This is a genomic window from Gimesia panareensis, assembly GCF_007748155.1.
GTDB lineage: Bacteria > Planctomycetota > Planctomycetia > Planctomycetales > Planctomycetaceae > Gimesia > Gimesia panareensis.
In genome coordinates this window covers 355,695-379,378 of sequence record NZ_CP037421.1, presented here as the reverse complement: position 1 = coordinate 379,378, position 23,684 = coordinate 355,695, and the positions used below count along the sequence as shown (strand labels likewise).

The following is a 23,684-nucleotide window of genomic DNA, read 5'->3' as shown; positions in this document are numbered from 1 at the left end:
ATGATTATCTTCAATTTCGGCATCCCGAATTCCGGTACAGACTGGTCTCAGGCAGTCTTCAAAAAAATCTGGGAAAGCCAGAATTACGCTTTCCAGGTTCAGGAGCCGCAGAGTATCGAAGAACTGAATCAGATCATCGGTACGATGAACATTCATGAGCGGATGATCCTGAAGTTTGACCTGCTGACCGAGGAAGCGATTCAGGCCGCACAACAGGATGCCGTCCGTCCCTTCTATCATTATCGCGACCCCCGGGACGTGGTCTCTGCCTCCATGCAGCTGCAACAGGCCTCGTTCTCAGACGCGGTGGAGTCGACCGTTTCCGCTTACCAGGAAATCCATCATGCCCTCCCGCTGCCGGGGATCATGGTCATTCCTTACGAACATATCGCCGACAATGCGGAAGCCCTGATTTTCCAGATGGCGACCCAGCTGGGCATTCTGTTGAAACTTGATGCCGTCTCAGCGATCGCAGAAGAAGTACTTGAACTGACTACACAACCAGCCGCGCCAGCCTCCACCGAACCCGCAACGGGACAATCGGTCCGGATTGACCAGGAACACACTGCAGATACCTCTGTGGTGCAACCCCTGTGCATCGGGAAATGGCGTGACGAACTTTCCCAGTCGGAACAGGCGATGGTCAATCGTTTCTTCAAACCACTGGTCACTCAATTCGGTTATTCAGAGTAACGATTTCACTTCATGCATCATTCCAGGGATGGTAATCATGTTGCCCGTCAATCAAGTATGTACGCTGAACTGTCCGACCGACGGTGATCAACTCTCGGAGCAGCAGCTGGAACAGTATGCTGCCGATGGTGTCCTGCTGGTCAAACAGCTGTTCGATCCCGACGAATTCCTGCCTCTCCGCAATGACCTGGCGGGTCGTTTGAGTCTGCTCGAACAGCACTTTGGACTGGAAGTTGAGGAAAACGCCAATCAGATCTCACAGATCAGTGATCGCCTGAGACAGATCGAACAACGCTGCCCTGGCACACAGAGTATTCTGTATGATGCGATGAATGCCGCTCCCTCTTTGCACGCCACGGGAACCCACCCGAAACTGATGGGAATCCTCAAACAACTGCTCTCACCCGAAATTTCCATCCATGACCGCTACATCATTCTGATGAGCATGCCCGACGCGGAATGGCATCTGGCTTCATGGCACCAGGACTGGTACTACAACGAAGGTCCCTATTCCACGATTACACTTTACGCTCCCTTACAGAAAACCGATCACAGGAACGGCAGTCTGACCTTTGCGCTGGGAGAACACCAAAAGCCACCGGTACCGCACGACGAACATGATCACGGGATTCGGACCAAATGGCATTCGCTGCCGCCTGACGTGGTCCAGGGATTCGAGCGCGTCGTGCCGACGGCACTGGATGTGGGAGATGTCCTGTTGTTTCACAGCCTGACGCCCCATACCCCGAGTAAGAATCAGTCAGAGCATGTCCGGTTCGTATTGAACCTGCGGTATCGCGACTTGCGCGATCCTCAATTTCTCCAGGATGGCTGGCGGATCAAAGATATCACGCATGCCCGCAAAGCCATGCAGCGGACCGCTTCCTGAGACGGATAAACCTGACGACACGAATCTCTCAACTTCACTCTTTCAAATTAAGCTGAATCCAATGGCAGAAAAAAAAGGCCTGTTACGCGGCAACGTTGGTGAGTCACAAAATCAGTCAACCAGCGACCTTGATGCGCTGAATGCCGTAGAGCAGTATTGGGAATCGAGCGTCGGTTCGAATCTGAACAAGCTGGATGCGTTTACCAAATATGTTTCGCGGCAGTCGATTACAAAACTGCTGGCCCGTTATGAAATCTTTCAACAGCAGCTGGAAGTCAACGGTTCCGTCGTGGAACTCGGCGTACACCGCGGCGCCAGCCTGATGGCCTGGGCACACTTCAGTGCCATTCTGGAACCGGTCAATTACCTGCGTAAGATCATCGGCTTTGACACCTTTGAAGGATTTCCTTCGCTCAGTGACAAAGACACGACCGGCACCAGCGAACACCTGGAGGTCGGCGGGTTCAAATCGGAAGAGAACGCCATGGAAGATATCCAGAAAGCGGTGGAACTCTATAATTCCACCCGCTACCTGAACCACATTTCCAAGGTGGAACTGGTAAAAGGCGATATCAGCGTCTCACTCCCGGAATACCTGGAAAAAAATCAACACCTGGTAGTCTCACTCCTGCACCTGGATGCCGACCTGTATGAGCCAACCAAAGTCGCCTTGGAACTGCTCATCCCGCGTATGCCCAAGGGGGCGATTATCGCCTTTGATGAACTCAATATGGATCTGTTCCCGGGTGAAACTCTGGCCGCGATGGAAACCCTGGGACTGCCCAACCTGCGACTCAAACGCTTTCCGTTTGCCACTTCGCTGTCGTATGCCGTCATTGAATAACTCCCCGGGGGAAACAAGCGGCATAATCCCTCAACTTTACCGGAAAACCGGTTTGGCAGGCTGAGATTCAGCGACTCGATTCAAGCGGCAGCTTTTAACTAACCGATACATACTAAGGGGCCGTATATCCCCCTGCGCAGTCAGATTTTGTAAATGAAGAACTTCAGAAACATCAAGTAGACTTGGTAACATGTCGGGCATCAGTTCTTCCGGTGTCGGCCTGGCAACCGGATTAAATATCAGTGACATCGTAGATGCCATCATCGGCGTGCAGAAAAATGCGCTGGTGAAACTGTCAAACCGCGCCCAGGCCTTCGAAGCGACTGAAGGGGGCATCAAAACCCTTGAAGCCAACCTGCTGACGCTCAACACCTCTGTCCAGAAGCTGAATCAGAAAAGCACCTTCGAGACACTGAAAGCCACCAGTTCCGACACGAACCAGTTCAGTGTCGCTGCCAACAGTACCGCAACGGCGGCAACCTACCAGCTACAGGGTTTGCAGACCGCCACCAACCACCAGGTGATTTCCAATGGATTTGCCGATACGGACACAACCCCCATTGGCACAGCCACCACCATTACGATTTCCAATGGCGGAAAACTGAACGAGCCCAAGCTGCTCGAAGAACTTAACAACGGCCAGGGCGTGCAGCGCGGCAGTATCCGTATTACCGACCGCGATGGACAGACTGAAGTGGTCGACCTCTCCAAAACGCTGACCATTGACGACGTGGTGAACCAGATCAATCAGTCCGCCACATCCATCGAAGCCAGTATCCAGAATGATCACCTGGTGATTACTGACACCAGTTCCGGTTCGGGGACCCTGAAAATCACGGAAGTCGGCGGCCAGACAGCAGCTGACCTGGGAATCCTGAAATCGACCACTGGCTCTACATTTGATGGGGATTCCATTTACCGGATTACGACAGATTTCAAACTGTCTCAAATCAATGATGGCAACGGCATCAATCCTGTCAGCGGTCAGGATGACTTCCAGGTCCTCACCGCAGATGGGAGTACGTTCGATGTCAATCTGGATACGGCCCAGTCCGTCGGCGATGTGGTGGATCTGATCAACAATCACGCCTCCAATGGTGGCAAAGTCACGGCGGCAATTGACAGTAACGGGAAACTGACGCTGACAGACAACACCGGCGGCGCGGGGAGTTTTGCAGTCAGTGCGCTGAATGGTTCCCTGGCAGCCCGTGAACTGGATATTGAAACGACGGGGACCGGAGGTGTGATCACGGGAACTCTGAGCGGAGGCTTGAACTCGGTACTGCTCAGAAATCTCAACGGGGGTGTGCAGTCCGGAGGAACCGTGTTGAACGCCGGTTCTGTCTATCTGGAAGATGGCGCGGGAGGCAATGCCACCATCGATTTCTCCTCTGCCAAAACGCTCGACGATGTACTCAACCTGATCAACGGCAACGGCAGCATTCAGATAGAAGCCAGCCTGAATCAGACCGGCACCGGCATTTCTATCAAGGATACTTCTGCTGCCTCGGGGACCTCTATCGAAATCCAGGACGTGAGCGGCAATCTGGCCGGTTTTCTCAAAATCGATACCCTGCTGGCAGATAACAAGCATACGGTTGACTCGGGTTCTCTCGACCTGCGGTATGTCAATCAGAACACCTCACTTTCTACATACGGTAAAAACGGAACTGCGGTCTCAACAGGCAGCATCCGGATCACTGACCGGGACGGTACCAACTTTCTCGTCGACCTGAGCGATAAATCGACGACCAAAACCGTCGGCGACGTGCTGACTAAAATCAATGATGCCGCCACAACGTCAGGGGCCCAGATCAACGCGCGCCTGAATGATACCGGCGACGGATTCATTATCGAAAGCACCGGTGGCAGTTCGTTCGACGTTAAAGTCGAAGAGGTCTCGGGCGGATCAGTAGCCTCCAGCCTGGGGATCCTGGGCTCCGGGACTACCGGTGTGACCAGTCGTCAGACCACCGAAATTTCCATCGAAGCCACCGACACCCTGTCTGACATCGCTGAAAAATTCAACGCCTCGGGCGTCGCCTCTGCCACCATCATTGATGACGGAACCGCTTTCAACTCATCCCGCCTGTCGATCACTTCCTCGCGGAGCGGGGCCGGCGGCGAATTGATTCTGGAAAGTGATTACGACTTTGGCTTTTCGACTTCTGTCGATGCGAAAGATGCACTGATCCGGATCGGCAGCAATCCTCAGACCTCGTTCCTGCTGACCTCGTCGACCAACAGTTTCAACGACGCCATCACCGGCCTGGAAATTGATCTGCATTCGGTCAGCGATACCCCGTCCACCATCAACGTGGCCCGCGACACATCCGGCATCAAATCGGTGATCAAGAATTTCGTCTCGGCCTACAATAATTTTGTTGATGCCACAGATACACTGACCAGCTTCGACCCGGATACTAACAAACGCGGGGTGCTCAACGGAAACAGCCTGGTTTTCACAACGACCTCACGCCTGGAAGGGCTGCTGACCAAGAAACTCTCCATCAGTAACAATTCCATCAAGAGCCTGTCTGAACTGGGAATTCAGTTCAACAGCGATGGAAAACTACAACTGAAGGAAAGTACCCTGGATCAAAAGCTGGCCGATGATCCCACTGCCATTACGGAATTCTTCCAGCAGGAAGACCATGGCTTCGCTGTGGTCATGGATGACGTGATCACCAAGATGACCGACCCGTTCACGGGGACGCTGAAAGCACAGACCGATTCACTTCAGGCATCTGCCCTGTCGCTGAATACACGGGTCGCGGAACTGAATACGATTCTGGAAGACCGCCGCCAACGACTCATCGCGCAGTTCACTCAGCAGGAAACGATTGTGAATCAATTGAACTCGCAACAGACTGCATTAAGCAAGCTGAACAGTAAATCATCCAGCTAATAACACTCACCACAGAGATCTGACTGATTCCATAATTAACGAGGGGGCCACCAGAAGATGAACGGAAACGACTATCTAGAGAACCAGGTTTTAACCGCCAAGCCTCACCAGCTGCATCTGATGGTGGTAGACGGTGCCCTGCGATTTGCCCGGAAAGCCCGGGAGGCTACTCAGTCCAGAAATTTTGAACAGGCCCACTTTGCCCTGGATCGCAGTCGTGACCTGGTCGCGGAACTGATCGGCGGACTGAATCCGGAGCAGCAGCCGGAAATGATTGAACACCTCAAGGCGCTGTTTGTGTTCGTCTATGAAAATCTGAATCATGCAGACGTCAAACAGGAAGCCAGTTATATCAACGACGCCATTCAGGTTCTGGAAATACATCGGGAAAGCTGGTGCGAACTGATTGAACGATTACAGGAAAGTACGCCCCAGGAATCCCGCCAGATCCATCAGGAAGAGCCCCTGCAGCCACCACATCATCTGGAGCAGCCCGCACAGCCACACCAGAGTCGCTCCTGGATCACCTGAGTTCCACCGCGCATAAAAAAAGCACCCTGACCATTTACGATGATCAGGGTGCCTGAGGTGGAGACCTCCGCCTCGATGCATGCCTGCTTCCCGTCCGGGAAACGCTTTTTCAAACAAGCTTAATAGTAGTAGCCGTGACCTTCATTCCGCGGCGGGCGATCACAGACGATGTCATTCTCGCCGTCACAGAAATCCGCCTGATCCCGGAATTTGCTGCCGTCAACGCAGGCCTTGTGGCCGTGTGCTCCAGCGACATAGAAACTCTGATTGATACGGCCGAAAGCCGAGCCCACATCTTCCAGTTCCTGGTTGATGCCATGGGCGACTTCAGACAGTCCCACGATCATCGCCAGCACGGCAATCGTCGAGATCAGTACTAACTCGGCAGAGACAATAAAGCCCGCCTCTTCGTTCATGAAACGGATCAGCACGGTGTTCATGTTCACAGACTCCAGTAAGAGATTCATTCGGTTATGTTTCGGGTGACCGGATGCCGGCAGGGGTGGTGAGTCCCTGCAGGCGGTCGTCTTCGGAAAGAAAGTGAGGGGGTTCGGGTAGAGTTGTTTCAGAGCTCAAGGCTTAGTAGATGTCCCACTGACCTGAGCAGAAATCGGGGCAGTCATGGAAGCGGCTGCCGCTGAGTTCCCCTTTGTGACCGGATACTTCACACAGGTTATAAGTCTGGTTGATGCTGGAGAAAGCGGATCCGACATCTTCCAGTTCCTGATTCACGTTGTTAGCGACTTCAGACAGGCCCACGATCATGGCCAGGACGGCGATGGTTGAAATCAGGACCAGCTCGGCAGAAACAATGAACCCGGCTTCGTCGTTGATCAGTTGGTTGATGATGTTTTTCATATTTAAAGACTCCAGTGAGAAATTCGGTGATGTTTCGGGTAACTCATGCCTGCAGGGGTGGTGAGTCCCTGCAGGCGATCATCTTCGGAAAGAAAGTGGGTTTCGGGTCGCGTTGTTTCAGAGCTCAAGGCTTAGTAGATGTCCCACTGACCTGAGCAGAAATCGGGGCAGTCATGGAAGCGGCTGCCGCTGAGTTCCCCTTTGTGACCGGATACTTCACACAGGTTATAAGTCTGGTTGATGCTGGAGAATGCCGAACCGACATCTTCCAGTTCCTGGTTCACGTTGTTAGCGACTTCAGACAGGCCGACGATCATGGCCAGGACGGCGATGGTTGAAATCAATACGAGTTCTGCAGAAACAATAAAGCCGGCTTCGTCGTTGATCAGTTGGTTGATGATGTTTTTCATAGTGGTGGTCTCCAAAGTTGTGTTTGTTTGATTGGTTTGCATCGAGTCAACGTTTCAAGGTTGATACAGGGGTGTAAAGCAAGCTGAATACCAAACGGGCCAGAGTGTTAAAAAGTTTTTACAAACTGCTCATCCCGCAAGCCTCATGCTGTTCCCACATAAGGAGTTAAGGAATTTTGTCTTCGGGGCATTTTTTTATCAGCCAGCCGATCGTGCCTGGTGCCGTCTGTGGTAAAAAATCAACATGGTTCGAGGCCAGATTACTGAATCACGCGTAAACTACTAAAATAAAAGCAGTTAGCATCAGGTTGTCTGAAAGCAACACGTGGCAAATAAGCAACAGGCGTTTGAGATCGGTATGAAAATCATCCGGGAAACTGCCGGAGGACCAAAACGCCCTTCACATAAAACCGGAATCCTGTTATGAAACGCGTCCAAATTTCTGGGGGTGTTGTTTCAAACTGACTGGGAAAGGAATCCCAATGCGTAGACAATTACACCTGATGGCTTTCTGCCTGCTGTTGAGCGGTCTGTTCTGGACGGGCTGTCAGATGGGCTCGGATGGCCCGATCACCAGCACACTGGGCTTTCGTGATGTTCCTAAGCAGAGCGAACCTCCCATCGAAACCGAGGAGGAGATCGAAAGTCGACTGGCCAAAGAAAACGCACAGGAGTAAATCCGTAAACTGGCAGATTTAGATGATCTGCCGGGAACTATTTTCTGACAGATCTTCCGATCTGGGGAAAATACCGCATCTGATTGCCTCTGTCAGCCGATGACGATACAGGTTGTTAATGCACGAAGCGTTGCAGCTGGAATCAGATCAAACACAAAACTGAATTGACTTGGACAAGGATGGAATAAGTCAAGCAATGAATGGGCTGCGATTACTGGGAGTTCTCTGTCTAAGTGGACTTCTGCTGACTACACAGACAGGCTGTAAGGGTCTGGGAAACAAATTTTTCCAGATAGACAGCAACAGTCGATCTCCGTTCTTAGGGCTGGAGTTTTACACCAGGAAAGACAAGCAGCCCGCCCAGATCCAGAATGTGTCCCAGGATCAACCTGTGGAACTGGAGCCTGCGATTCTGCAGACCAAAGCAGAAGAGCCTTCACGCTTCTCCCGGCTCCCCAAATGGCTGAATCCGATGTCGAAAAAAGCAGAACAGGGTGAACGGATTCCTCTGCCGCGCACGGACCTGGAAGAGAATGAAGTCATTCTGGAAGAACCGGCTGAAAAGTCCGATTCGGGTGAACTGGGTTCTTCTCTGGAAAACTTCTAATCAGCGGGACTGCTGCTTGCGACGTTCGGCTGCCTTCTGTTTCGCTTCTGCGATAAAAGTCTCGGGATCATCCTCGAAAGCCTGCTTACAACCACTACAGCAGACATAGTAGGTTTTTCCCTGATAGCTGACCGCAATCGTCCCTGCTCCGCCGGTCACGATGCATTCAGGCCCACCACTGCCCGGTGCTGCCAGCCGCGTTCCAGCCCGTGTGTAACCGACCTCCGCCAGGCGGTAATAGAACGACTGTCCCTGGTTGCGTTGTTCAAACAGCACCAGCGTCCGTTTCTCATTCAGTCTGCGGATCGAAATCCGAAAGATCGCTCCTTCCTGATCGGGCTTTGATTCCAGCACCAGTGAGTCTTTCTGCAGCGTTCCAGAGTAATCGCGCGTGGTTCCGTCCGGCAGAACGGTTGAAAGCTGATACGTTTTCTGTTTGGGATCATACGACAGCAGAGCCGACTTCAGAAATTTTCCGTCCTGTACTTCGTAAGCGATTCCCGACTGTTGCGGATCAAACTTCCAGACCCATTCCGCCTTTTCCGACCAGGCTCCTTTGCGGGAATTGCGTTTGATCATGCCCACGCCACGCCAGCCGCCAATCAGCGAATTAAACTCAGACAGGGCCTGCTTGACCTCAGCTGGAATCGAGACCGATTTTTTCGCACTGGAAGCAGAAGCCGCTTTTTCAGGCTCTCCCTGAACGCTGCTGACAAACCAGAGCAGCGCAGAGACACACAACAGGCAGACAGCTGACTTGCAGAGATTTCGCATCAGATCGGTTCCTGACAGGGCAGACGGCAAAAGAGTCGATTGTGAGAGATTAAACACCACAACTCAATAATCCGACCGCAAAGACTGGCATTTTCTTATCGTATCACACCCGTCACCGGCTGCAAGAACCCAATCCCGCTTTATTCGCGGGTCAGCTGTTTGAACTTCTCATTCAGATCCTTGGTGATGGGTCCCGGTTTGCCGGTGCCGATCTGACGGCCATCGAGAGCCACCACTGGAATCACTTCCGCTGCAGAACCGGTCAGGAAACATTCGTCGGCAACAAAAATGTCGTGCCGGGTGAAAGGCGATTGTTCCACAGTGATGCCCGACTGCTCCGCCAGTTTAATGACCGCATTGCGGGTAATCCCTTCCAGAATGCCGGCATCCACGGGCGGTGTTTTGAGCACGCCGTTTTTGATGATGAAAATATTATCGCCCGTGCACTCAGCGACTTCCCCTTTGTGATTGAGCATCAACGCTTCAATACAGCCGGCGTCAGTCCCTTCGATCTTGGCCATAATATTATTCAGGTAGTTCAACGATTTCACCCGCGAAGACAGCGCCGCCGGGTGATTGCGGATCGTGGCCGCGGTGATGATCTTCAAACCATCGATATACAACTGCGGATCGTACAGGGAGATGTTATCCGCGATGATGATGACCTGCGGGTTGCTGGTGCGGCGGATGTCCAGCCCCAGGGAACCGGCACCGCGTGTGATGACCAGTCGTACGTAACCATCTTCGATGCTATTGGCAGCCACTGTCTCATTGACGGCTTTGATCATCTCTGCTTTCGATAGCGGAATCTCCAGCCGGATCGCCAGTGCGCTCTCATACAGCCGGTCGATGTGTTCCTGCATCAGAAAGACTTTTTTGCCGTAAACCCGAATCCCCTCGAAGACGCCGTCGCCATACAGCAGACCATGATCGAAGACACTGATTTTCGCCTCTTCCTTGGGAAGCAGTTTTCCATCGATATAAACTTGGAGCGACATTAGAATCTGGTACCATTCTCAAACTGGGCCAGAACATGGCTGGCAGGTTTTGGCGGACTTTCCATCCTGGCGGGGAATCAGTGAAATCCATTTCAGACAGAAGCAGCATACGCAGTGCGTATGCCATAGACACTACGCAGGCGGCAACGGTTCAATTCAAACAGCGGCTACTGACCGTTTGTATCTAAGCGGATGCCGAAGCGGGTTGAGATTTGCCCAGAACCTCGATCTGGCCTTCCGTCAGACGAACGGTTCGATGTGCCTGAGCGGCAATCGCGTTGTCGTGCGTAACCATGATAATAGTGAGCTGATCCTGCTCATTCAAGCTGGTGAGCAGGTCCATAATCTCTTTGCCGGTGCTGCTGTCCAGATTTCCCGTCGGTTCATCCGCCAGCAGGATCTGAGGCTTGGCAATCAGGGCCCGGGCAATCGCAGCCCGCTGCATTTCTCCACCCGACATTTCGGAAGGGCGGTGCTTGATCCGGTGAGACAGGCCCACTTTTTCAATGATTTCCAGCGCATCCTGTCTGAACTGTTTTTTCTTTTTCCAATATTCCCAGGTGGAATAGCGGATCATCAGCGGCGAAAGCACATTTTCCAGCAGGTTCAACTCGGGGAGCAGATGATAAAACTGGAAGATGAAGCCAAACACGCGGTTACGAATCTGATCACGGGCATGATCGGGCAGATCGTCAATCCGTTGACCTTCGAGGTGAATCTCGCCTACATCCGGAAAGTCGAGCAGACCGAACAGGTGCATCAACGTGCTCTTACCGGAGCCGGACTGACCCACGATCGACAGGAACTCGGCTTTCTGCACTTCCACATCGATGCCCCGTAACACGGGCACTTTGTGCTTGTCTTTTCGATAAGCTTTCTCGATGGCAATCGCAGATAACTGTGGATGAGGCATGGAAATCGTCTCGGTCATGAGTTCATACTCGACAATAACGGATTAGTAACGCTGGTTCAGAACCTGTCACAGAATGGGGTGAATGAACACTGGCGGCTATTCATAACGTAATGACTCTACCGGATGGAAGCGGGCTGCTTTGCGGGCCGGCAGAATACTCGCCAGGACCGCGATCACCATCGCTCCCACAGCCACCCAGAAGACCATCATCGGCTCAACGTGGGTCGAAATTTCCGGGAAGTAATAGATCCGCTGATCGAACACCTTGCGCCCGGTGAGCCACGTGATAAAGCCTTCGATCTCATTGATGTATTTCACAAACAGCAGTCCGACAACCACACCGACTCCGCTGCCAACCAGCCCCAGTGCCAGTCCGTAGGACAGGAAAATCGACATGATGCCGTTGGAACTGGCTCCGAGTGCTTTGAGAATCCCAATATCGCGTGTCTTCTCGATCGTGATCATGAAGAAGATCGCCAGAATACCAAAACCGGCTACCGCAATGATCAGGAACAGCAGCACATTCAGAATCGCCGATTCCACTTCAACGGCAGCCAGCAGTGGCCCCTGCTTGTCTTCCCAGGTACGTACCCGGTACTGACTGGGGGGCAATGCTTCTTCCAGCTTACTGACGACCATGGCGGCGTCATCCGGATTTTTCAACTTGATCTGAATGGAAGTAATTGCTCGTTCGCCACTCTCCGGTGTGATCATACCCCGTGCTACCTGCAGGTAATCCAGGTTACAAAACACGAGGCTGCTGTCGTGCTCACTCATATCGCTTTTGAACAGGTCAACAACGGTTGCATTAAAGTGAATTGGTTCCGGAGGATGCCCCGCGGTGACGGTGCTGATTTTGACATCGTCCCCCGGTTTGACGATCTGAAACATTTTCGTTTCGCCGGTTTCCGGATCTTCGTAAGGAAAGCTGACCAGCCCGTAACCGATATACACGCGGGCTTTCAGCGGCTCGCTGGGATCCCGTGCTTCCTGTTTGTCAAATTGACTGAAGGGATTGATGACTTTCTCTTTCTGGCCTGCAAACTTGGGTGCGTCGCCTTCAGACTTGGGTAGGGCGTCAAAAGGTGAGTCCCCGTTTTCCTTCGCAAATTTGGGCTCCGGTTCCGGATCGAGTGATTCAGACTCCTCAAAGGAGACCTGTTCGTTGCCTTCATCCACTTCTTCCAGGGGAGGTGGATTATGGTTCCAGCGATCGACCATCCACTGGGCCCGGGTGGTCCACTCTTTACGATACGACATCGCCTCGGGAGAGAGATCCCAGTTGGGGACCGTGCCTTCTTTCGTGTGCATCAGGTATTTGGCCAGCGGGCCGACAGTCGCCTTCGTTGCCGGATCAATCCCGATCAGGGTGACCGGTTTGCTCTGCCATTGAGAGCCGTACTGCACGCTGAGCATGGCGTAAATTTCCACCGTGGCTGTCATGCCCTCGATGTCGTTACCCACCGCACGCTGGATGCGGTCTTTGAGATCCTGCGTGTAATCTGCGCCATCAAGCGAGTTGGTTTCCACGATCACATCCGCCAGGATGCCCCGCAGACGGGTTCGCATGTCGGTGCTGAAGCCATCCATGACGCTGTTGACGACAATCATCGTCGCGACCCCCAGCGTCATACTGATGATGCTGGCCAGCGCAATGTAGCGCGTTTTCAAATATCGCAGGCAAAGTAATGATTTATACATGGGCCAATCCTTTGGCTGGTTCTTGCCGGCACTCAATTCTCCGAGGCCGGTCACATCCCTGGTTTACTCTTGCGGGGCCGGCTGTCCTTCGGGCTTGAGCAGTGGGAAGTAGATCACATCCCGAATGCTGTGACTGTTGGTCAGCAGCATGACGAGACGATCGATTCCGATTCCCAGTCCTCCGGCCGGCGGCATACCGACTTTCAACGCTTTAATAAAATCTGTATCCATTTTCGCCATCGAGTCCTCTTCCGAGAGCCCCGAAAGCTGTGTCTTAAACAGTTCTTCCTGCAGCAGCGGGTCATTTAACTCGGTGTAAGCATTCGCCAGCTCCATGCCCTGCACAAACAGCTCGAACCGTTCGGCAATCTCCGGATTGCCCTGCTTCCGTTTGGTCAGAGGACAGATCGAAGCCGGATAATCAATCACAAATACCGGACCGGTCAGATGCGCTTCGCAGGTCGCTTCAAACACTTCATTGAGCACCACATCCGGGTGCACGTTTTCTGTATCAATGCCATGCTGCTGGGCAACGGCAGCGACGGCAGCCGGATCGTGAGGATCACAGCCCGCATGTTCGCGGACCAGGTCGTGGTACTTTTTGCGTTCCCACGGGCCGCTGAAATCGATGGTCGTGTCTTCGCCCCAGGGCAGCTGCATCGTCTCACTGATCGCTTTGACGGCGTCGGTGACGATGGCTTCGGTCAGATCCATCATCGTCTCGTAATCGCCGTAAGCCTGGTAAACTTCAATCATGGTGAATTCGGGATTGTGTGTCGCGTCGATCCCTTCATTACGGAATACGCGCCCGATTTCATAGACGCGTTCCACACCACCGACCATCAGCCGCTTGAGGTGCAGCTCGAGTGCGATCCGCATGTAGAGCTCGATGTCCAGCGTGTTATGGTGTGTGATGAAAGGACGAGCGGCAGCACCGCCGGCGACCGCGTGCAATACCGGGGTTTCCACTTCATGGAACTTGTGACTGCGCAAAGTCTGGCGGACGGAATCGATAATCTGACTCCGCTTGAGCATCTTTTCCAGGACGCCTTCAGTATAAATCAGATCGAGCGAACGCTGACGCAGCAGCAGTTCCACGTCTTTCACACTGTGATGTTTTTCCGGGGGCTGCGCCAGTGATTTACAAAGCACAGTCAGCTCTTTGACAAACACGGAAATCTCGCCGGTCTCGGTGCGGCGGAGACAGCCATCGATGCCGATCAGGTCGCCCAGGTCGAGCTGGCCCATCAGCTCCCACTGTGCTTCGCTCAGGTCGCCCCGCGAGAACAGCAGCTGGATTTTTCCGGTCCAGTCTTTGATATCATAAAACCGCAGCTTGCCGGCTTTCCGCCGCAACATGATCCGCCCGGCAATCCGCACGTCTTCGCCATCGACGCCCGATTCTGCTGGGGCCTGGTTGCGTGCGTCTGCAATCGGAATGTGGCCATCAAACCGCTGCCCCCAGGGATCGAGTCCCAGGGACTGAATTTTCTCTAACTTTTTAATCCGTTCCGCTTCGAAACGGTTGGGTTTCACTTTGGACATTGAAATCGAAATTGCTTAGGTCTATGTGAGCGTGTTTTTACTGATATCAGGACACACACGAGCGGTAACCCGTTCAAAAAGTGTGTCAAAAAAGAGAATTTGTACGACAGAGAGAGGTGGGATAATGGCGAAATCTGCCGATCAGGTCAATGGCAACCCACCTCGAATATACAAACCACCACCGGGAACGGCAGATTTTCGTAGTTTTCTCAGGCCGACTCCCCGTCACAGTCCCAGCCAACGGGATCGGACTCCTCTTCACTGGCCCAGATCGTCAGCTCCGGAAACTGCTGCTGCAGCAGTTCTGCCATCTGTTCCATTGCCGGACGCTCCGTCGCGTAGTGCCCCGGCAGGATCAGTGCCATCTCCCGGGAACGGGCTTCCAGACAGGCATGAAACCGGGCTTCTCCCGTCAACAGTGCCTGACATTCATGTTTGTCTGCATCCTTCAGAAACTCAGCCGCGGCCCCACAGGCAATTCCCAGCCGCCGCACACGCATGGCGGGATCGCCGACAAACTGCAGATTTTCAATCTTCAGGGCCTGTTTGATCAGCTGATTCAGTTGCGCCAGCGAGAATTCTGCCGGCAGGTCACCAAATCGGCCGGCCCCCTGCTCCGGAGCCGACTCAGCCGAGACGGTCTGCGGCCTCAAGATGCCGACGTTTTCGAGCCCCAGCAGGCTGGCCAGCTGCCAGTTGATCCCCCGCTCGGCACTGTCGTAACAGGTATGCGGGCTGTAAACCGAAACCCGAGCCTGGATCAGATCGAGCAGCATTTTTCCCTCGCTAGAAGCCGTAGTGATCTGCTGCACAGGCCGAAACAGAATTGGATGGTGACTGACAATCAGACTGGCACCGGCTGCAATCGCTTCGGCTGCCACATCTGGTGTGAGTGTCAGGCAGGTCAGGATTTTTTCCACTTGAAACGTCGGATCCCCCGTCAGCAGACCGACGTTATCCCAGCTCTCGGCCAGTTCGGGGGGGGCTAAATTGATCAGGAAATCCTGAATGTCCGCGACGCAGGTCATATTTTGTGACTCCCATTCATCAGGGGATTGCCCCCTGTGCCAACTCCACTCTCTTTAGCGAAGTGGTTCTTTTGTGTAACAAATCTGAATTGATCAATGTAACACACAGCACTATACTTAACCAGAACCAAACCCACGCGTTTCATTACTGCGAATTTATGCAAGGTCTGACCATGACTCTGATTCATCGATTAATTGCTTTGTTCGTAATCGCCTTCGGCGCCTGCATCGTTCTGAACGGGCCCGACATCCTGATCTACCTGGTCGCCCAGGCCGCCATCTCGGGCACATTCATCTTCATGTGCCTCAAGAAAGAGCGCGAAATCACCGCCAAACAGAATCAGGCCGAGTCCGGAACGGAATAGTCCGAGCTACTGGAACAGCCTGGATCCTGAAAAAATCGGTTTCCTGAGCCGGAAGTCTCTCCACTGGCAAGACATTTGTGGACAGAGTCGGTTAGAATGTGGGTGAATGTTTTGAACGTTTCTCACCCTAACCACGAAGTAACCCAAGTATGCTGTTTCCCAAATCCCGCTCACCTTACCACACTCAATCTGCCCGATCGGCCTGCAAACGCGGTTTCACACTGATCGAACTCCTGGTTGTCATCGCCATCATCGCCGTCCTGGTCGCTCTGATCCTGCCTGCCGTCCAACAGGCACGCGAAGCAGCACGCATGGCACAATGCAAAAATAATCTGCGTCAGATCGTCCTCGCGTGTCACATGTACGCGGATTCGAATGGCGGTTACTGGCCCCGGGCGGCGCCCGATCAGCACGTCGGTTTCGGAGGCAAAAAACGCTGGCACGGAGAACGGCAGACGACAGATGCCACGACCAAGTTCCAGGCACACCTGGGACCGCTGGCACCGTTTCTCGAACAGAACGCGGAAATTAAAAAGTGCCCCACCTTTGGAAACTTTGCTGCACACGGAACCGTCTCCAACGCCTTTGAAGGGGGCACTGGCGGTTACGGCTACAATCAGGCCTATCTCGGGGGAACGTCCTGGAAATACTCCTATCCCACCAGCAATATGGTCGCGACAAACATGCGGGAAATCGGTAGCCTGGCCCGCACGGTCGCTTTCGCCGATGCCGCCCTGGCCCAGGGATTTCCGGATCTGCACATCATCGAATACAGTTTTATCGAACCCCCGTACTTCATCGATAACTGGACCCCCACCTTCCAGGAAGCTCCCTGGCGGCCCGATCCTTCCATTCACTTCCGTCACACCGGCACCGTCGCCAATATCGGCTGGGCCGATGGGCGTGTGACCTCAGCCGTCATGTCGGGAACCGGCACTTCCGCTTACGGCGGTGATCCGAAGAAATTCCAGATCGGCTGGTTCGGCCCGATGGACAGCAACGTGCTCTTCACGAATAAAGACAAACTGGAAGCAGACATGGGAGGCGTCCAGTAATGGGGATTCCGTGTCGTCTGCTTTGTCTGCTGGCACTCGGCCTGCTCATTCAGGGCTGTTCGGAAGAACGACCTTTTGTGCCTCAGCCCTCGGCAGAATATGTGGTCATGGTGGACCCCGAGGGGAAAGCGGACAATATTCTGCTGGAACAGTTCTTTAAACAGGAACAGCACACCGCAGGCACGAAAGTGCTGGTGATGGATAAACAGACTCAACAACAGGCACTGATCACGCCGTCGGAACTGCTGCAGCAGAACCCCAATGCCGGCCGGTACCTGGTTTTCAAACACGATGATCCGGAGCGTCCCTTTGACGATCTGCCGGGCGCTTCCACTAAAACAACTACGGATACGACACCATGAAACGCTTGCATATCATTCCACTACTCGTGCTGTTCTGCCTCGCCACAGCACCTCTGTCTGCCCAGACCGTCAAAACCATCGCCGGCACCGGCAAGCTCGGACACACGGGCGACGGCGGACCGGCAGCCAAAGCCCAGGTCGGAGAACCCTATGGGCTGACGCTCGGTCCCGACGGCGCTCTCTATGTCTGCGAAATTAAAGGCCATGTCATCCGTCGCATCGATGAGAAGTCAGGTAAGATCTCAACTGTTGCGGGTTCCACAAAGAAAGGCTACAGCGGAGACGGCGGTCCTGCCCTGGAAGCGAAGTTGAATGAACCCTACGAAGTTCGCTTCGATAAAGCAGGCAACATGTACTTCGTTGAGATGGTCAATAACATTGTCCGCCGCGTTGATGCGCAGACCGGGAAAATTTCAACAGTCGCAGGCACCGGCAAGAAAGGCTTCTCAGGGGACGGAGGACCAGCGACCAAAGCCACCTTCTCCCGCCCGCACTCAATCGCCCTCGACAATGATGACAACCTGTATATTTGCGACATCGGCAACCATCGCATCCGTCGTGTTGACCTGAACACAGGCATGGTTTCCACCTTTTCCGGTACCGGCGAGCGCAAGCCAACGCCTGATGGTGCTCCCGTTTCCGGTACACCACTGAACGGACCCCGGGCACTCGACTTCTTCGCAGATGGGAACGGAAAGGGTTCGCTCTATCTCGCTCTGCGGGAAGGCAACATGGTTTACCGCATCGATTTGGACAATGGGACTTTACATCACATTGCAGGCACTGGTAAAAAAGGATATACGGGGCACGGCGGACCGGCGAAAAAAGCCACACTGTCCGGCCCGAAAGGGATCTCCGTCGCCCCTAATGGAGACATCTATCTGGCGGATACTGAAAGTCACACCATCCGCTTCATCCGTAAACAAGATGGGACTATTGAAACTGCTGTCGGAGACGGCAAACGGGGAGACGGCCCGGACGGCGATCCTGCCAAATGCCGCATGGCTCGACCCCACGGCGTGTACGTCGGCCCCAAAGGCAACGTCTATATTGGTGACAGTGAAACTTATCGCGTTCGCAAGTTAACAACGGGAAAACAATAATGCACATGCTTCAGCCAGCCTATCGTCTATTGAGTTACTCCTCTGTCACCGCCCTGCTGGTCGTGCTGACAGGTTCGATCCATCTTTCAGCCGGAGAAACCTGGCAGCGCCAGGAACTGGACGCCGCCTTCCGCTCAGAAGGGTCTGCCGCTGCCGACGTCAACAAAGATGGCAAAATGGATGTCATCGCCGGCGACGTCTGGTATGAAGCGCCTGACTGGAAAATGCACGAAGTCCGCAAGCCCGGCAAATTCGTGGCGGGTGTCGGCTACAGCGACAGCTTCTGCAACTTCGCCTATGACATCAACCAGGACGGCTGGACCGATTTCATCTACGTCAGCTTCCCCGGTAAAGAGTTCTACTGGTACGAAAACCCCAAGAACAAACCGGGGCACTGGAAAGAACATCTGATCTGGCACAGCATCTGTAATGAAACTCCCAAGTTCACTGACCTCACCGGCGACGGGAAACCGGAACTCATCTTCGGTTCGCAGCCGGAAAAACAGATGGGCTACATCGAAATTCCCTCACCTGATCAGACCACGAAGAAATGGGACTTCATCCCAATCAGCCAGCCCGGCGATCCCATGCGGAACGGAACCTTCAAGTATTACCACGGGCTGGGCGTGGGCGATTTTAACAACGACGGTCGCCAGGATGTGATCATTCCTGATGGCTGGTGGGAAGGACCGGAAAAACTGGGCGAAGGCCTCTGGGAATTCCATCCCTTCAAACTAACCGCGACTGGAGAAGCCCCCGAAAAGATGGCCGACCTGTACGTACAGGATCTCGACATGGACGGTGACAATGACATCATTGGCAGTTCTGCCCATGCGTTCGGCGTCTGGTGGTTTGAAAACCTGACCGGTGGCGACTCGCCCAAATTCAAGGCGCACCTGATCGACAAGAGCTACTCGCAGACCCACGCGATGCATTTCATCGACATCAACGGTGACGGCCAGAAAGATATGGTCACCGGAAAACGGTTCTTTGCTCACAACGGCAAAGATCCGGGTGGCAAGGAACCCGTAGTGATGTACTGGTATGAAATCAAACGCAACAAAGGCAAAGCCCCCCAGATCATTCCCCACAAGATTGAAGCCGGGAATGACACAGGCGTCGGCACCCAGTTTTCCATGGCCGACATGAACGGTGACGGGCGGCCTGATATCGTGCTGTCCAACAAAAAAGGAGTGAACGTGCTGATCCAGAAATAAGCACGCTCTACAAATCAGACGCAGGATCACGGCTTGTGGTCCTGCGTTTTTTTACGCCTGCTGCCGGCTTCTTTCATCGAGGACCCGCTGATAGATTTCACGCAAGCGGCGGGTCATCGTCTCGTGGCGGAACTGATCTGTAAATCGCTCGCGCCCCGTCTTACCAAAACGGGCGCGTTTTTCGGGATCTGCAGCCAGTTCGATGAGGGCCTGAGCCAGCGGCTCGATTGATTCCGCGGGCAGCAGATAACCGGTCTCTTCGGGAATCACCACTTCCCGGGCACCATCCACGTCATAAGAAACGACCGGCTTGCCGGCAATCAGTCCCTGGGGCAGTACGCGTGCCAGCCCTTCCCAGACGCTGGTATGCACGACGATATCCATCGCATGAATCAGCTCGGGCACCCGTTCGGGGGGCACCAGGCCGGCAAAAATGAAATTCTCCGTCAGCCCCAGTTCGGCAATGCGCTGCTCGAACTCGGCCCGCAAGATTCCGTCCCCCACCAGCAGGAACCGGACCTGGGGCTGTGCGTCGACCACCTGCCGTGCTGCTTCGATCAGATACTTATGCCCTTTCAAATGAAACAGCCGCGCCACCTTGCCGATCACGATATGCCCGGGCTCGATGCCCAGTTCCCGCCGCACCTCTTCCGGTGGACGCGGGGGCGTGAGGAACGGCTCGACTTCCATCCCACTGTAAACGGTATCACAGCGGTCTTTCGTCGTAATACCGGCAGCGACATACTGATCGGTCATTGCATCACATACGCTGATCAGCCGGTCGCATCTTCGGGCCGCCCATTTCTCAGCAGCAATGTAAGCATGATAATGCAACGGAGACTGGCCGAAGTGAAAGGCGGCACCATGAATCGTATGCACACAGGGGAGCTTCAGATGCCAGGCGGCAGCCCGCCCCAGGATGCCCGCCTTCGAGCTGTGCGTGTGAACCAGGTCCGGCTGATAGTCGCGCAGGGCCGCGATCAACTCCCGGTAAGCCCGCCAGTCGTTCAACGGACTGAGGCTGCGGAGCAGGTGCGGAATGATCTGCAGATCAAAGCCCCCCTGCTCGGCCCGCGGAATCAGCGTTCCTTCCGGGCCGGTCGTCGGTCCAGTCATCAGCGAAACTTCGTCACCATAGTCCCGAAACTGATCTTCGACTGTATAAAGCGTATTCTGCTGCGCACCGCCGATGATCATCCGCGTGATAATATGTGCCACTCTCACGCGAACACCAGCCTCTGGTCTCGCGGCCCGGGGACTGTTCCGTGCCTGTGGAATCGACTTTGCATGACCTGCTGACTGAACCTTCTCTGTTTACTTAACTGGCTGGCGGCGGGGGCGGCGGAGTCGCTGCCTGGAAGAATCCGGCCAGTTGGGGAACCTGACCTGCAGGTAACCAGCCTGACATGCCGGCTGACCACACTTGAGTGTTAGCGGTAATCTGCCCTTTAGTAATTCCGTCCGCAATGACTTCCATCGAGAAAGGTCCCTGCGATTGTCCATTGGCAGCGATGTGCCAGGCTGCTGCTGGCGGCGGCGGGGGAGCCATCGGGCCGGGGGCCCCTGCTCCTCCGGGCTGCATCATCCGGTTGGCCATCGCGAAGCCCATGCCCAGACCCATACCATCGGCGGCACCGCCTCCGGCCGGGTTTTCGGCTGCCGAGAGCATCGCCTGCCCCATCTGGTACTGCTGGAACTGGTTCATGTCGCCAATCACACCCATGCTGGTCCGTGTATCGAGTGCTTTCTCGACACTTTCCGGCAGCGAGATATTCACGATCAGCAGCTGGGGGACTTCCAGGCCGTATTCATCGTCGATCCGTTCATTGACGACTTTCTTCAACTCACCTGAGATTTCTGTGTATTTGGAAGCCAGGTCCAGGGCAGCGTACTTGGATTCTCCCAGAAGATCAGCAAAGGAACTGATAATGATGGAACGCAACAGCTCATTGATTTCACTGGAGTCAAACTCGGCATCGGTCCCCACCAGTTCTTTGACCAGAATCCGGGGATCGTTGGCTTTGAGTGAATAGTTGCCGAACGCCCGCAGCCGAATCGGGCCGAATTCAGGATCCCGCAGCATGATCGGATTGGGAGTTCCCCACTTCAGATCCGTGATCTGGGTCGTATTGACGAAATAGACTTCCGACCGGAACGGGCTGTTGAAGCCGTGCTTCCAGCCCTGCAACGTTCCCAGAATGGGCAGGTTGTCTGTCGTGAGCTGGTAGTGCCCCGGTTCAAACACGTCGGCCACCTGCCCACGATGGACGAACAGCGCCATCTGCCCCGGCCTCACGATCAGTTCGGCACCATTTTTGATTTCATTCTGATAACGGGGAAAACGCCAGGTGAGAGTATGCTTTGAATCATCGACCCACTCGATGATATCCACCAGCTCTGCCCGTAATTTATCCATCCAGAATCCCATATCGATATCCCCTGTCTATCTGATTGCTGTTACTTTTATCTGATTGGTTGAATGGTCAATGAGAAAAAGGGGCCACGAACGTGCCGCTGATCTGATTGTACCCCTCTGTCAACTTGGCCCGCAATCAAAGAAATCGCTGACCGGGTGAATATTCTCGAATCAGCGGCCTCTCACAGCAAAAATCCTGCCTGTTGATACCGCCCGCCTGCAAAGTCATTCCCGCAGACGCGAAATACCTGACAGGAGAAAACGGGAAACCGCCCGTTCTGGATCAAAAAACAGCCGAAATTCTGCTAAAAAACCACGAAAAACCGGAGCGTTTTCGCTTCAATAAATTGCTGTTGACCTGTTTTGTTGAAAGTTTTACATTTCCGCCGCGCTCTTATGGTAGAGCTTGAGACAAGGAAGTTTCGTAAATCTTCTGACGAATCAGTATCAACGTGATTGATGACTCCGGAAACGTTTCCTCGCGATCCGCAGACCCAAAGGATCGTGGAACCCGGCCAGGAATGCCGGTGGGGGTGAACTCAGGCAATCACATGATCCACCCGCGTCGGATACAAAAATGGAGATTTTAAGCAATGGGCGAACCGACCCCAAACCCGCATGCGACCCCAGCCAAGACAAACTCAAAACGAAAAATCATCTTTTTCGCAGCCGGTACCGGACTGGTTCTTCTCGCTGGCGTCCTCTTTTTTCAGACCTTTAACGCCAAAACCGGATCTGCGGGAGAAGACAAATCAGCAGGCAAAGTACGCCTCACAGGAAATCAGCCCTCCGTTCGCAGTCAGCCTGTTGCGAAAGTCGGTAGCCTCGTGATCACAGAAGACGAACTGGCCCGCGAATGTATCGCCCTGTATGGTCCGGAAGTCCTGGAAAACGTGATCAACCGTGCCATCATCGAGCAGGCCTGCCAGAAAGCAGGCGTAACTGTCGAGCAGGCTGAAGTACACGCCGAAGTCGAAAAGATCGCCAAACGCTTCAACCTGGATACCAAAACCTGGTACGACATGCTGCTGGCAGAACGCAAGATGAACCCCAACCAGTACCGCCGCAATGTGATCTGGCCGATGCTGGCCCTCCGCAAACTGGCCGGACAGCAGACGCACCTGACGCAAGCCGAACTCCAGAAAGCCTTCGTTCGTGATTATGGCCCACGCGTCAAAGCCCGTATGATCATGATGGACAACCTGCACCGGGCTCAGAAAATCTGGGACGATGTCAAACGGAATCCGGACGACTTCGAACGCCAGGCCCGCGATTACTCCATCGAGCCCAACAGCCGTGCTCTGGGTGGTGCCATCCAGCCCATTCCACAGTTCTCTGACAATGAAAGTCTCTGGAAAGCCGCATTCAAGCTGAAAGAAGGCGAAGTTTCAGGAATTATTCAGATCGGTCCCAGTCGGTATGCCATTCTGAAATGCGAAGGACGTACCGAACCGGTCGTCACCAGCATCGACGAAGTCAAAACCCAGCTGGTCGATCAGCTGACCGAAGAACAGACCCAGGAAGCAGTCGCCCGGGTCTTCGCCAAGCTGAAAGAAGAAACCCGCGTCGACAACTACATCACCAACACCGTCACCGGTGGTGTCTCACAGACCTCGGGCACCAGCTTCGGCAAAGCTCCGGTTCAACAGGCCATTCCCAGTCCCACACAGGGACTGAACCGTCCGACTCGTTAAGAGCGGATCTGGCCTGAATTTTCTCCTGCAAGAGAACCAGTTCACCCCGGCGCGTGTCAGTCCTGACTTACTGACACGCGTTTTTTTCGTGTCCTG

24 protein-coding genes are annotated in these 23,684 nt (G+C 54.1%); 13 read left to right on the top strand and 11 right to left on the bottom strand.

Translation table 11 applies throughout. The features are described 5' to 3' along the window. From Enr10x_RS01500 to fliS, 5 genes are all read left to right on the top strand, one after another. Complete coding sequence (locus tag Enr10x_RS01500) at nucleotides 1-693, top strand: hypothetical protein (RefSeq protein ID WP_145103279.1); 693 nt, start codon at nucleotides 1-3, stop codon at nucleotides 691-693. A gap of 37 nt (nucleotides 694-730) precedes the next feature. Continuing rightward, nucleotides 731-1,582, top strand: a complete 852-nt coding sequence (locus Enr10x_RS01495) for a phytanoyl-CoA dioxygenase family protein (protein ID WP_197996352.1) — start codon at nucleotides 731-733, stop codon at nucleotides 1,580-1,582. Nucleotides 1,583-1,643: 61 nt separating this feature from the next. Next, entirely contained in the window at nucleotides 1,644-2,426 is a 783-nt protein-coding gene (locus Enr10x_RS01490) for a class I SAM-dependent methyltransferase (protein WP_145103273.1), read from the top strand. A 190-nt stretch (nucleotides 2,427-2,616) separates the two neighbouring features. After that, nucleotides 2,617-5,334 (top strand): flagellar filament capping protein FliD, encoded by a 2,718-nt coding sequence (gene fliD, locus Enr10x_RS01485; protein WP_145447947.1) that lies wholly within the window; start codon nucleotides 2,617-2,619, stop codon nucleotides 5,332-5,334. Nucleotides 5,335-5,391: 57 nt separating this feature from the next. Continuing rightward, nucleotides 5,392-5,865, top strand: coding sequence for a flagellar export chaperone FliS (gene fliS, locus Enr10x_RS01480; RefSeq protein ID WP_145447946.1), 474 nt, complete (start codon nucleotides 5,392-5,394; stop codon nucleotides 5,863-5,865). Nucleotides 5,866-5,984: 119 nt separating this feature from the next. Here the strand turns inward: fliS and Enr10x_RS01475 are convergent, their stop codons facing one another. The 3 genes from Enr10x_RS01475 to Enr10x_RS01465 form a co-directional block, all read right to left on the bottom strand. Beyond that, nucleotides 5,985-6,305 (bottom strand): branched-chain amino acid aminotransferase, encoded by a 321-nt coding sequence (locus Enr10x_RS01475; protein WP_145103264.1) that lies wholly within the window; start codon nucleotides 6,303-6,305, stop codon nucleotides 5,985-5,987. A gap of 139 nt (nucleotides 6,306-6,444) precedes the next feature. Continuing rightward, nucleotides 6,445-6,723: a Flp family type IVb pilin gene (locus Enr10x_RS01470; protein WP_145103260.1), complete on the bottom strand. Its 279-nt coding sequence runs from the start codon at nucleotides 6,721-6,723 to the stop codon at nucleotides 6,445-6,447. A gap of 131 nt (nucleotides 6,724-6,854) precedes the next feature. Continuing rightward, nucleotides 6,855-7,133, bottom strand: coding sequence for a Flp family type IVb pilin (locus Enr10x_RS01465; protein WP_145103260.1), 279 nt, complete (start codon nucleotides 7,131-7,133; stop codon nucleotides 6,855-6,857). 482 nt (nucleotides 7,134-7,615) lie between these two features. On the opposite strand from Enr10x_RS01465, the gene Enr10x_RS01460 reads away from it, so the two are divergent. Then, a complete protein-coding gene (locus Enr10x_RS01460) occupies nucleotides 7,616-7,810 on the top strand; it encodes a hypothetical protein (protein ID WP_145103257.1) in 195 nt (64 codons plus the stop codon). Between the two features lie 196 nt (nucleotides 7,811-8,006). Further along, on the top strand, nucleotides 8,007-8,417 hold the full coding sequence (locus Enr10x_RS01455) for a hypothetical protein (protein ID WP_145103254.1): 411 nt from the start codon (nucleotides 8,007-8,009) through the stop codon (nucleotides 8,415-8,417). Here Enr10x_RS01455 and Enr10x_RS01450 read toward each other — a convergent pair whose 3' ends face one another. The 6 genes from Enr10x_RS01450 to Enr10x_RS01425 all read right to left on the bottom strand — a co-directional run bounded on the left by Enr10x_RS01450 (nucleotide 8,418) and on the right by Enr10x_RS01425 (nucleotide 15,376). Continuing rightward, nucleotides 8,418-9,191: a YHS domain-containing protein gene (locus Enr10x_RS01450; protein ID WP_145103252.1), complete on the bottom strand. Its 774-nt coding sequence runs from the start codon at nucleotides 9,189-9,191 to the stop codon at nucleotides 8,418-8,420. 140 nt (nucleotides 9,192-9,331) lie between these two features. Continuing rightward, nucleotides 9,332-10,189, bottom strand: coding sequence for a branched-chain-amino-acid transaminase (gene ilvE, locus Enr10x_RS01445; RefSeq protein ID WP_145103249.1), 858 nt, complete (start codon nucleotides 10,187-10,189; stop codon nucleotides 9,332-9,334). A 184-nt stretch (nucleotides 10,190-10,373) separates the two neighbouring features. Next, entirely contained in the window at nucleotides 10,374-11,120 is a 747-nt protein-coding gene (locus tag Enr10x_RS01440; protein WP_197994891.1) for an ABC transporter ATP-binding protein, read from the bottom strand. Between the two features lie 78 nt (nucleotides 11,121-11,198). Then, nucleotides 11,199-12,803 (bottom strand): FtsX-like permease family protein, encoded by a 1,605-nt coding sequence (locus Enr10x_RS01435; RefSeq protein ID WP_145447945.1) that lies wholly within the window; start codon nucleotides 12,801-12,803, stop codon nucleotides 11,199-11,201. Nucleotides 12,804-12,866: 63 nt separating this feature from the next. Continuing rightward, nucleotides 12,867-14,348, bottom strand: coding sequence for a lysine--tRNA ligase (gene lysS / locus Enr10x_RS01430; protein WP_145447944.1), 1,482 nt, complete (start codon nucleotides 14,346-14,348; stop codon nucleotides 12,867-12,869). Nucleotides 14,349-14,557: 209 nt separating this feature from the next. Continuing rightward, nucleotides 14,558-15,376, bottom strand: coding sequence for a Nif3-like dinuclear metal center hexameric protein (locus tag Enr10x_RS01425; protein ID WP_145103240.1), 819 nt, complete (start codon nucleotides 15,374-15,376; stop codon nucleotides 14,558-14,560). A gap of 173 nt (nucleotides 15,377-15,549) precedes the next feature. On the opposite strand from Enr10x_RS01425, the gene Enr10x_RS01420 reads away from it, so the two are divergent. The 5 genes from Enr10x_RS01420 (at nucleotide 15,550) to Enr10x_RS01400 (ending at nucleotide 19,478) form a co-directional block, all read left to right on the top strand. Beyond that, nucleotides 15,550-15,741 (top strand): hypothetical protein, encoded by a 192-nt coding sequence (locus Enr10x_RS01420; protein ID WP_145103238.1) that lies wholly within the window; start codon nucleotides 15,550-15,552, stop codon nucleotides 15,739-15,741. 149 nt (nucleotides 15,742-15,890) lie between these two features. Continuing rightward, nucleotides 15,891-16,796, top strand: coding sequence for a DUF1559 family PulG-like putative transporter (locus tag Enr10x_RS01415; protein WP_145103235.1), 906 nt, complete (start codon nucleotides 15,891-15,893; stop codon nucleotides 16,794-16,796). After that, complete coding sequence (locus tag Enr10x_RS01410) at nucleotides 16,796-17,158, top strand: hypothetical protein (RefSeq protein WP_145103232.1); 363 nt, start codon at nucleotides 16,796-16,798, stop codon at nucleotides 17,156-17,158. Before Enr10x_RS01415 ends, Enr10x_RS01410 begins: the two co-directional genes overlap by 1 nt. Further along, nucleotides 17,155-18,261 carry an NHL domain-containing protein gene (locus Enr10x_RS01405; RefSeq protein ID WP_145103229.1) on the top strand — a complete coding sequence of 369 codons (1,107 nt, stop codon included), beginning with the start codon at nucleotides 17,155-17,157 and terminating at the stop codon, nucleotides 18,259-18,261. The genes Enr10x_RS01410 and Enr10x_RS01405 overlap by 4 nt, the downstream gene beginning before the upstream one ends. Then, nucleotides 18,261-19,478, top strand: coding sequence for an FG-GAP repeat domain-containing protein (locus Enr10x_RS01400; protein ID WP_145103226.1), 1,218 nt, complete (start codon nucleotides 18,261-18,263; stop codon nucleotides 19,476-19,478). Before Enr10x_RS01405 ends, Enr10x_RS01400 begins: the two co-directional genes overlap by 1 nt. Nucleotides 19,479-19,529: 51 nt before the next feature. On the opposite strand, the gene Enr10x_RS01395 is transcribed toward Enr10x_RS01400, so the two are convergent. Both Enr10x_RS01395 and Enr10x_RS01390 read right to left on the bottom strand, forming a co-directional pair. After that, nucleotides 19,530-20,702, bottom strand: coding sequence for a glycosyltransferase family 4 protein (locus Enr10x_RS01395; RefSeq protein ID WP_145103223.1), 1,173 nt, complete (start codon nucleotides 20,700-20,702; stop codon nucleotides 19,530-19,532). A gap of 94 nt (nucleotides 20,703-20,796) precedes the next feature. Then, a complete protein-coding gene (locus Enr10x_RS01390; protein WP_145103220.1) occupies nucleotides 20,797-21,906 on the bottom strand; it encodes an SPFH domain-containing protein in 1,110 nt (369 codons plus the stop codon). Nucleotides 21,907-22,487: 581 nt separating this feature from the next. Here Enr10x_RS01390 and Enr10x_RS01385 point away from each other — a divergent pair. Beyond that, nucleotides 22,488-23,588 (top strand): peptidylprolyl isomerase, encoded by a 1,101-nt coding sequence (locus Enr10x_RS01385; protein WP_145103218.1) that lies wholly within the window; start codon nucleotides 22,488-22,490, stop codon nucleotides 23,586-23,588. Nucleotides 23,589-23,684 lie beyond the last annotated feature (96 nt).

Coding starts and splice junctions, on each gene's coding strand:
- Enr10x_RS01405 (WP_145103229.1), top strand. CDS start 17,155: ATGAAACGCTTGCATATCATTCCACTACTCGTGCTGTTCTGCCTCGCC.
- Enr10x_RS01410 (WP_145103232.1), top strand. CDS start 16,796: ATGGGGATTCCGTGTCGTCTGCTTTGTCTGCTGGCACTCGGCCTGCTC.
- Enr10x_RS01450 (WP_145103252.1), bottom strand. CDS start 9,191: ATGCGAAATCTCTGCAAGTCAGCTGTCTGCCTGTTGTGTGTCTCTGCG.
- fliD (WP_145447947.1), top strand. CDS start 2,617: ATGTCGGGCATCAGTTCTTCCGGTGTCGGCCTGGCAACCGGATTAAAT.
- Enr10x_RS01420 (WP_145103238.1), top strand. CDS start 15,550: ATGACTCTGATTCATCGATTAATTGCTTTGTTCGTAATCGCCTTCGGC.
- Enr10x_RS01490 (WP_145103273.1), top strand. CDS start 1,644: ATGGCAGAAAAAAAAGGCCTGTTACGCGGCAACGTTGGTGAGTCACAA.
- Enr10x_RS01390 (WP_145103220.1), bottom strand. CDS start 21,906: ATGGGATTCTGGATGGATAAATTACGGGCAGAGCTGGTGGATATCATC.
- Enr10x_RS01475 (WP_145103264.1), bottom strand. CDS start 6,305: ATGAACACCGTGCTGATCCGTTTCATGAACGAAGAGGCGGGCTTTATT.
- Enr10x_RS01415 (WP_145103235.1), top strand. CDS start 15,891: ATGCTGTTTCCCAAATCCCGCTCACCTTACCACACTCAATCTGCCCGA.
- Enr10x_RS01400 (WP_145103226.1), top strand. CDS start 18,261: ATGCACATGCTTCAGCCAGCCTATCGTCTATTGAGTTACTCCTCTGTC.
- Enr10x_RS01425 (WP_145103240.1), bottom strand. CDS start 15,376: ATGACCTGCGTCGCGGACATTCAGGATTTCCTGATCAATTTAGCCCCC.
- Enr10x_RS01385 (WP_145103218.1), top strand. CDS start 22,488: ATGGGCGAACCGACCCCAAACCCGCATGCGACCCCAGCCAAGACAAAC.
- Enr10x_RS01465 (WP_145103260.1), bottom strand. CDS start 7,133: ATGAAAAACATCATCAACCAACTGATCAACGACGAAGCCGGCTTTATT.
- fliS (WP_145447946.1), top strand. CDS start 5,392: ATGAACGGAAACGACTATCTAGAGAACCAGGTTTTAACCGCCAAGCCT.
- Enr10x_RS01495 (WP_197996352.1), top strand. CDS start 731: ATGTTGCCCGTCAATCAAGTATGTACGCTGAACTGTCCGACCGACGGT.
- Enr10x_RS01460 (WP_145103257.1), top strand. CDS start 7,616: ATGCGTAGACAATTACACCTGATGGCTTTCTGCCTGCTGTTGAGCGGT.
- Enr10x_RS01500 (WP_145103279.1), top strand. CDS start 1: ATGATTATCTTCAATTTCGGCATCCCGAATTCCGGTACAGACTGGTCT.
- Enr10x_RS01435 (WP_145447945.1), bottom strand. CDS start 12,803: ATGTATAAATCATTACTTTGCCTGCGATATTTGAAAACGCGCTACATT.
- Enr10x_RS01440 (WP_197994891.1), bottom strand. CDS start 11,120: ATGACCGAGACGATTTCCATGCCTCATCCACAGTTATCTGCGATTGCC.
- Enr10x_RS01455 (WP_145103254.1), top strand. CDS start 8,007: ATGAATGGGCTGCGATTACTGGGAGTTCTCTGTCTAAGTGGACTTCTG.
- Enr10x_RS01470 (WP_145103260.1), bottom strand. CDS start 6,723: ATGAAAAACATCATCAACCAACTGATCAACGACGAAGCCGGGTTCATT.
- lysS (WP_145447944.1), bottom strand. CDS start 14,348: ATGTCCAAAGTGAAACCCAACCGTTTCGAAGCGGAACGGATTAAAAAG.
- ilvE (WP_145103249.1), bottom strand. CDS start 10,189: ATGTCGCTCCAAGTTTATATCGATGGAAAACTGCTTCCCAAGGAAGAG.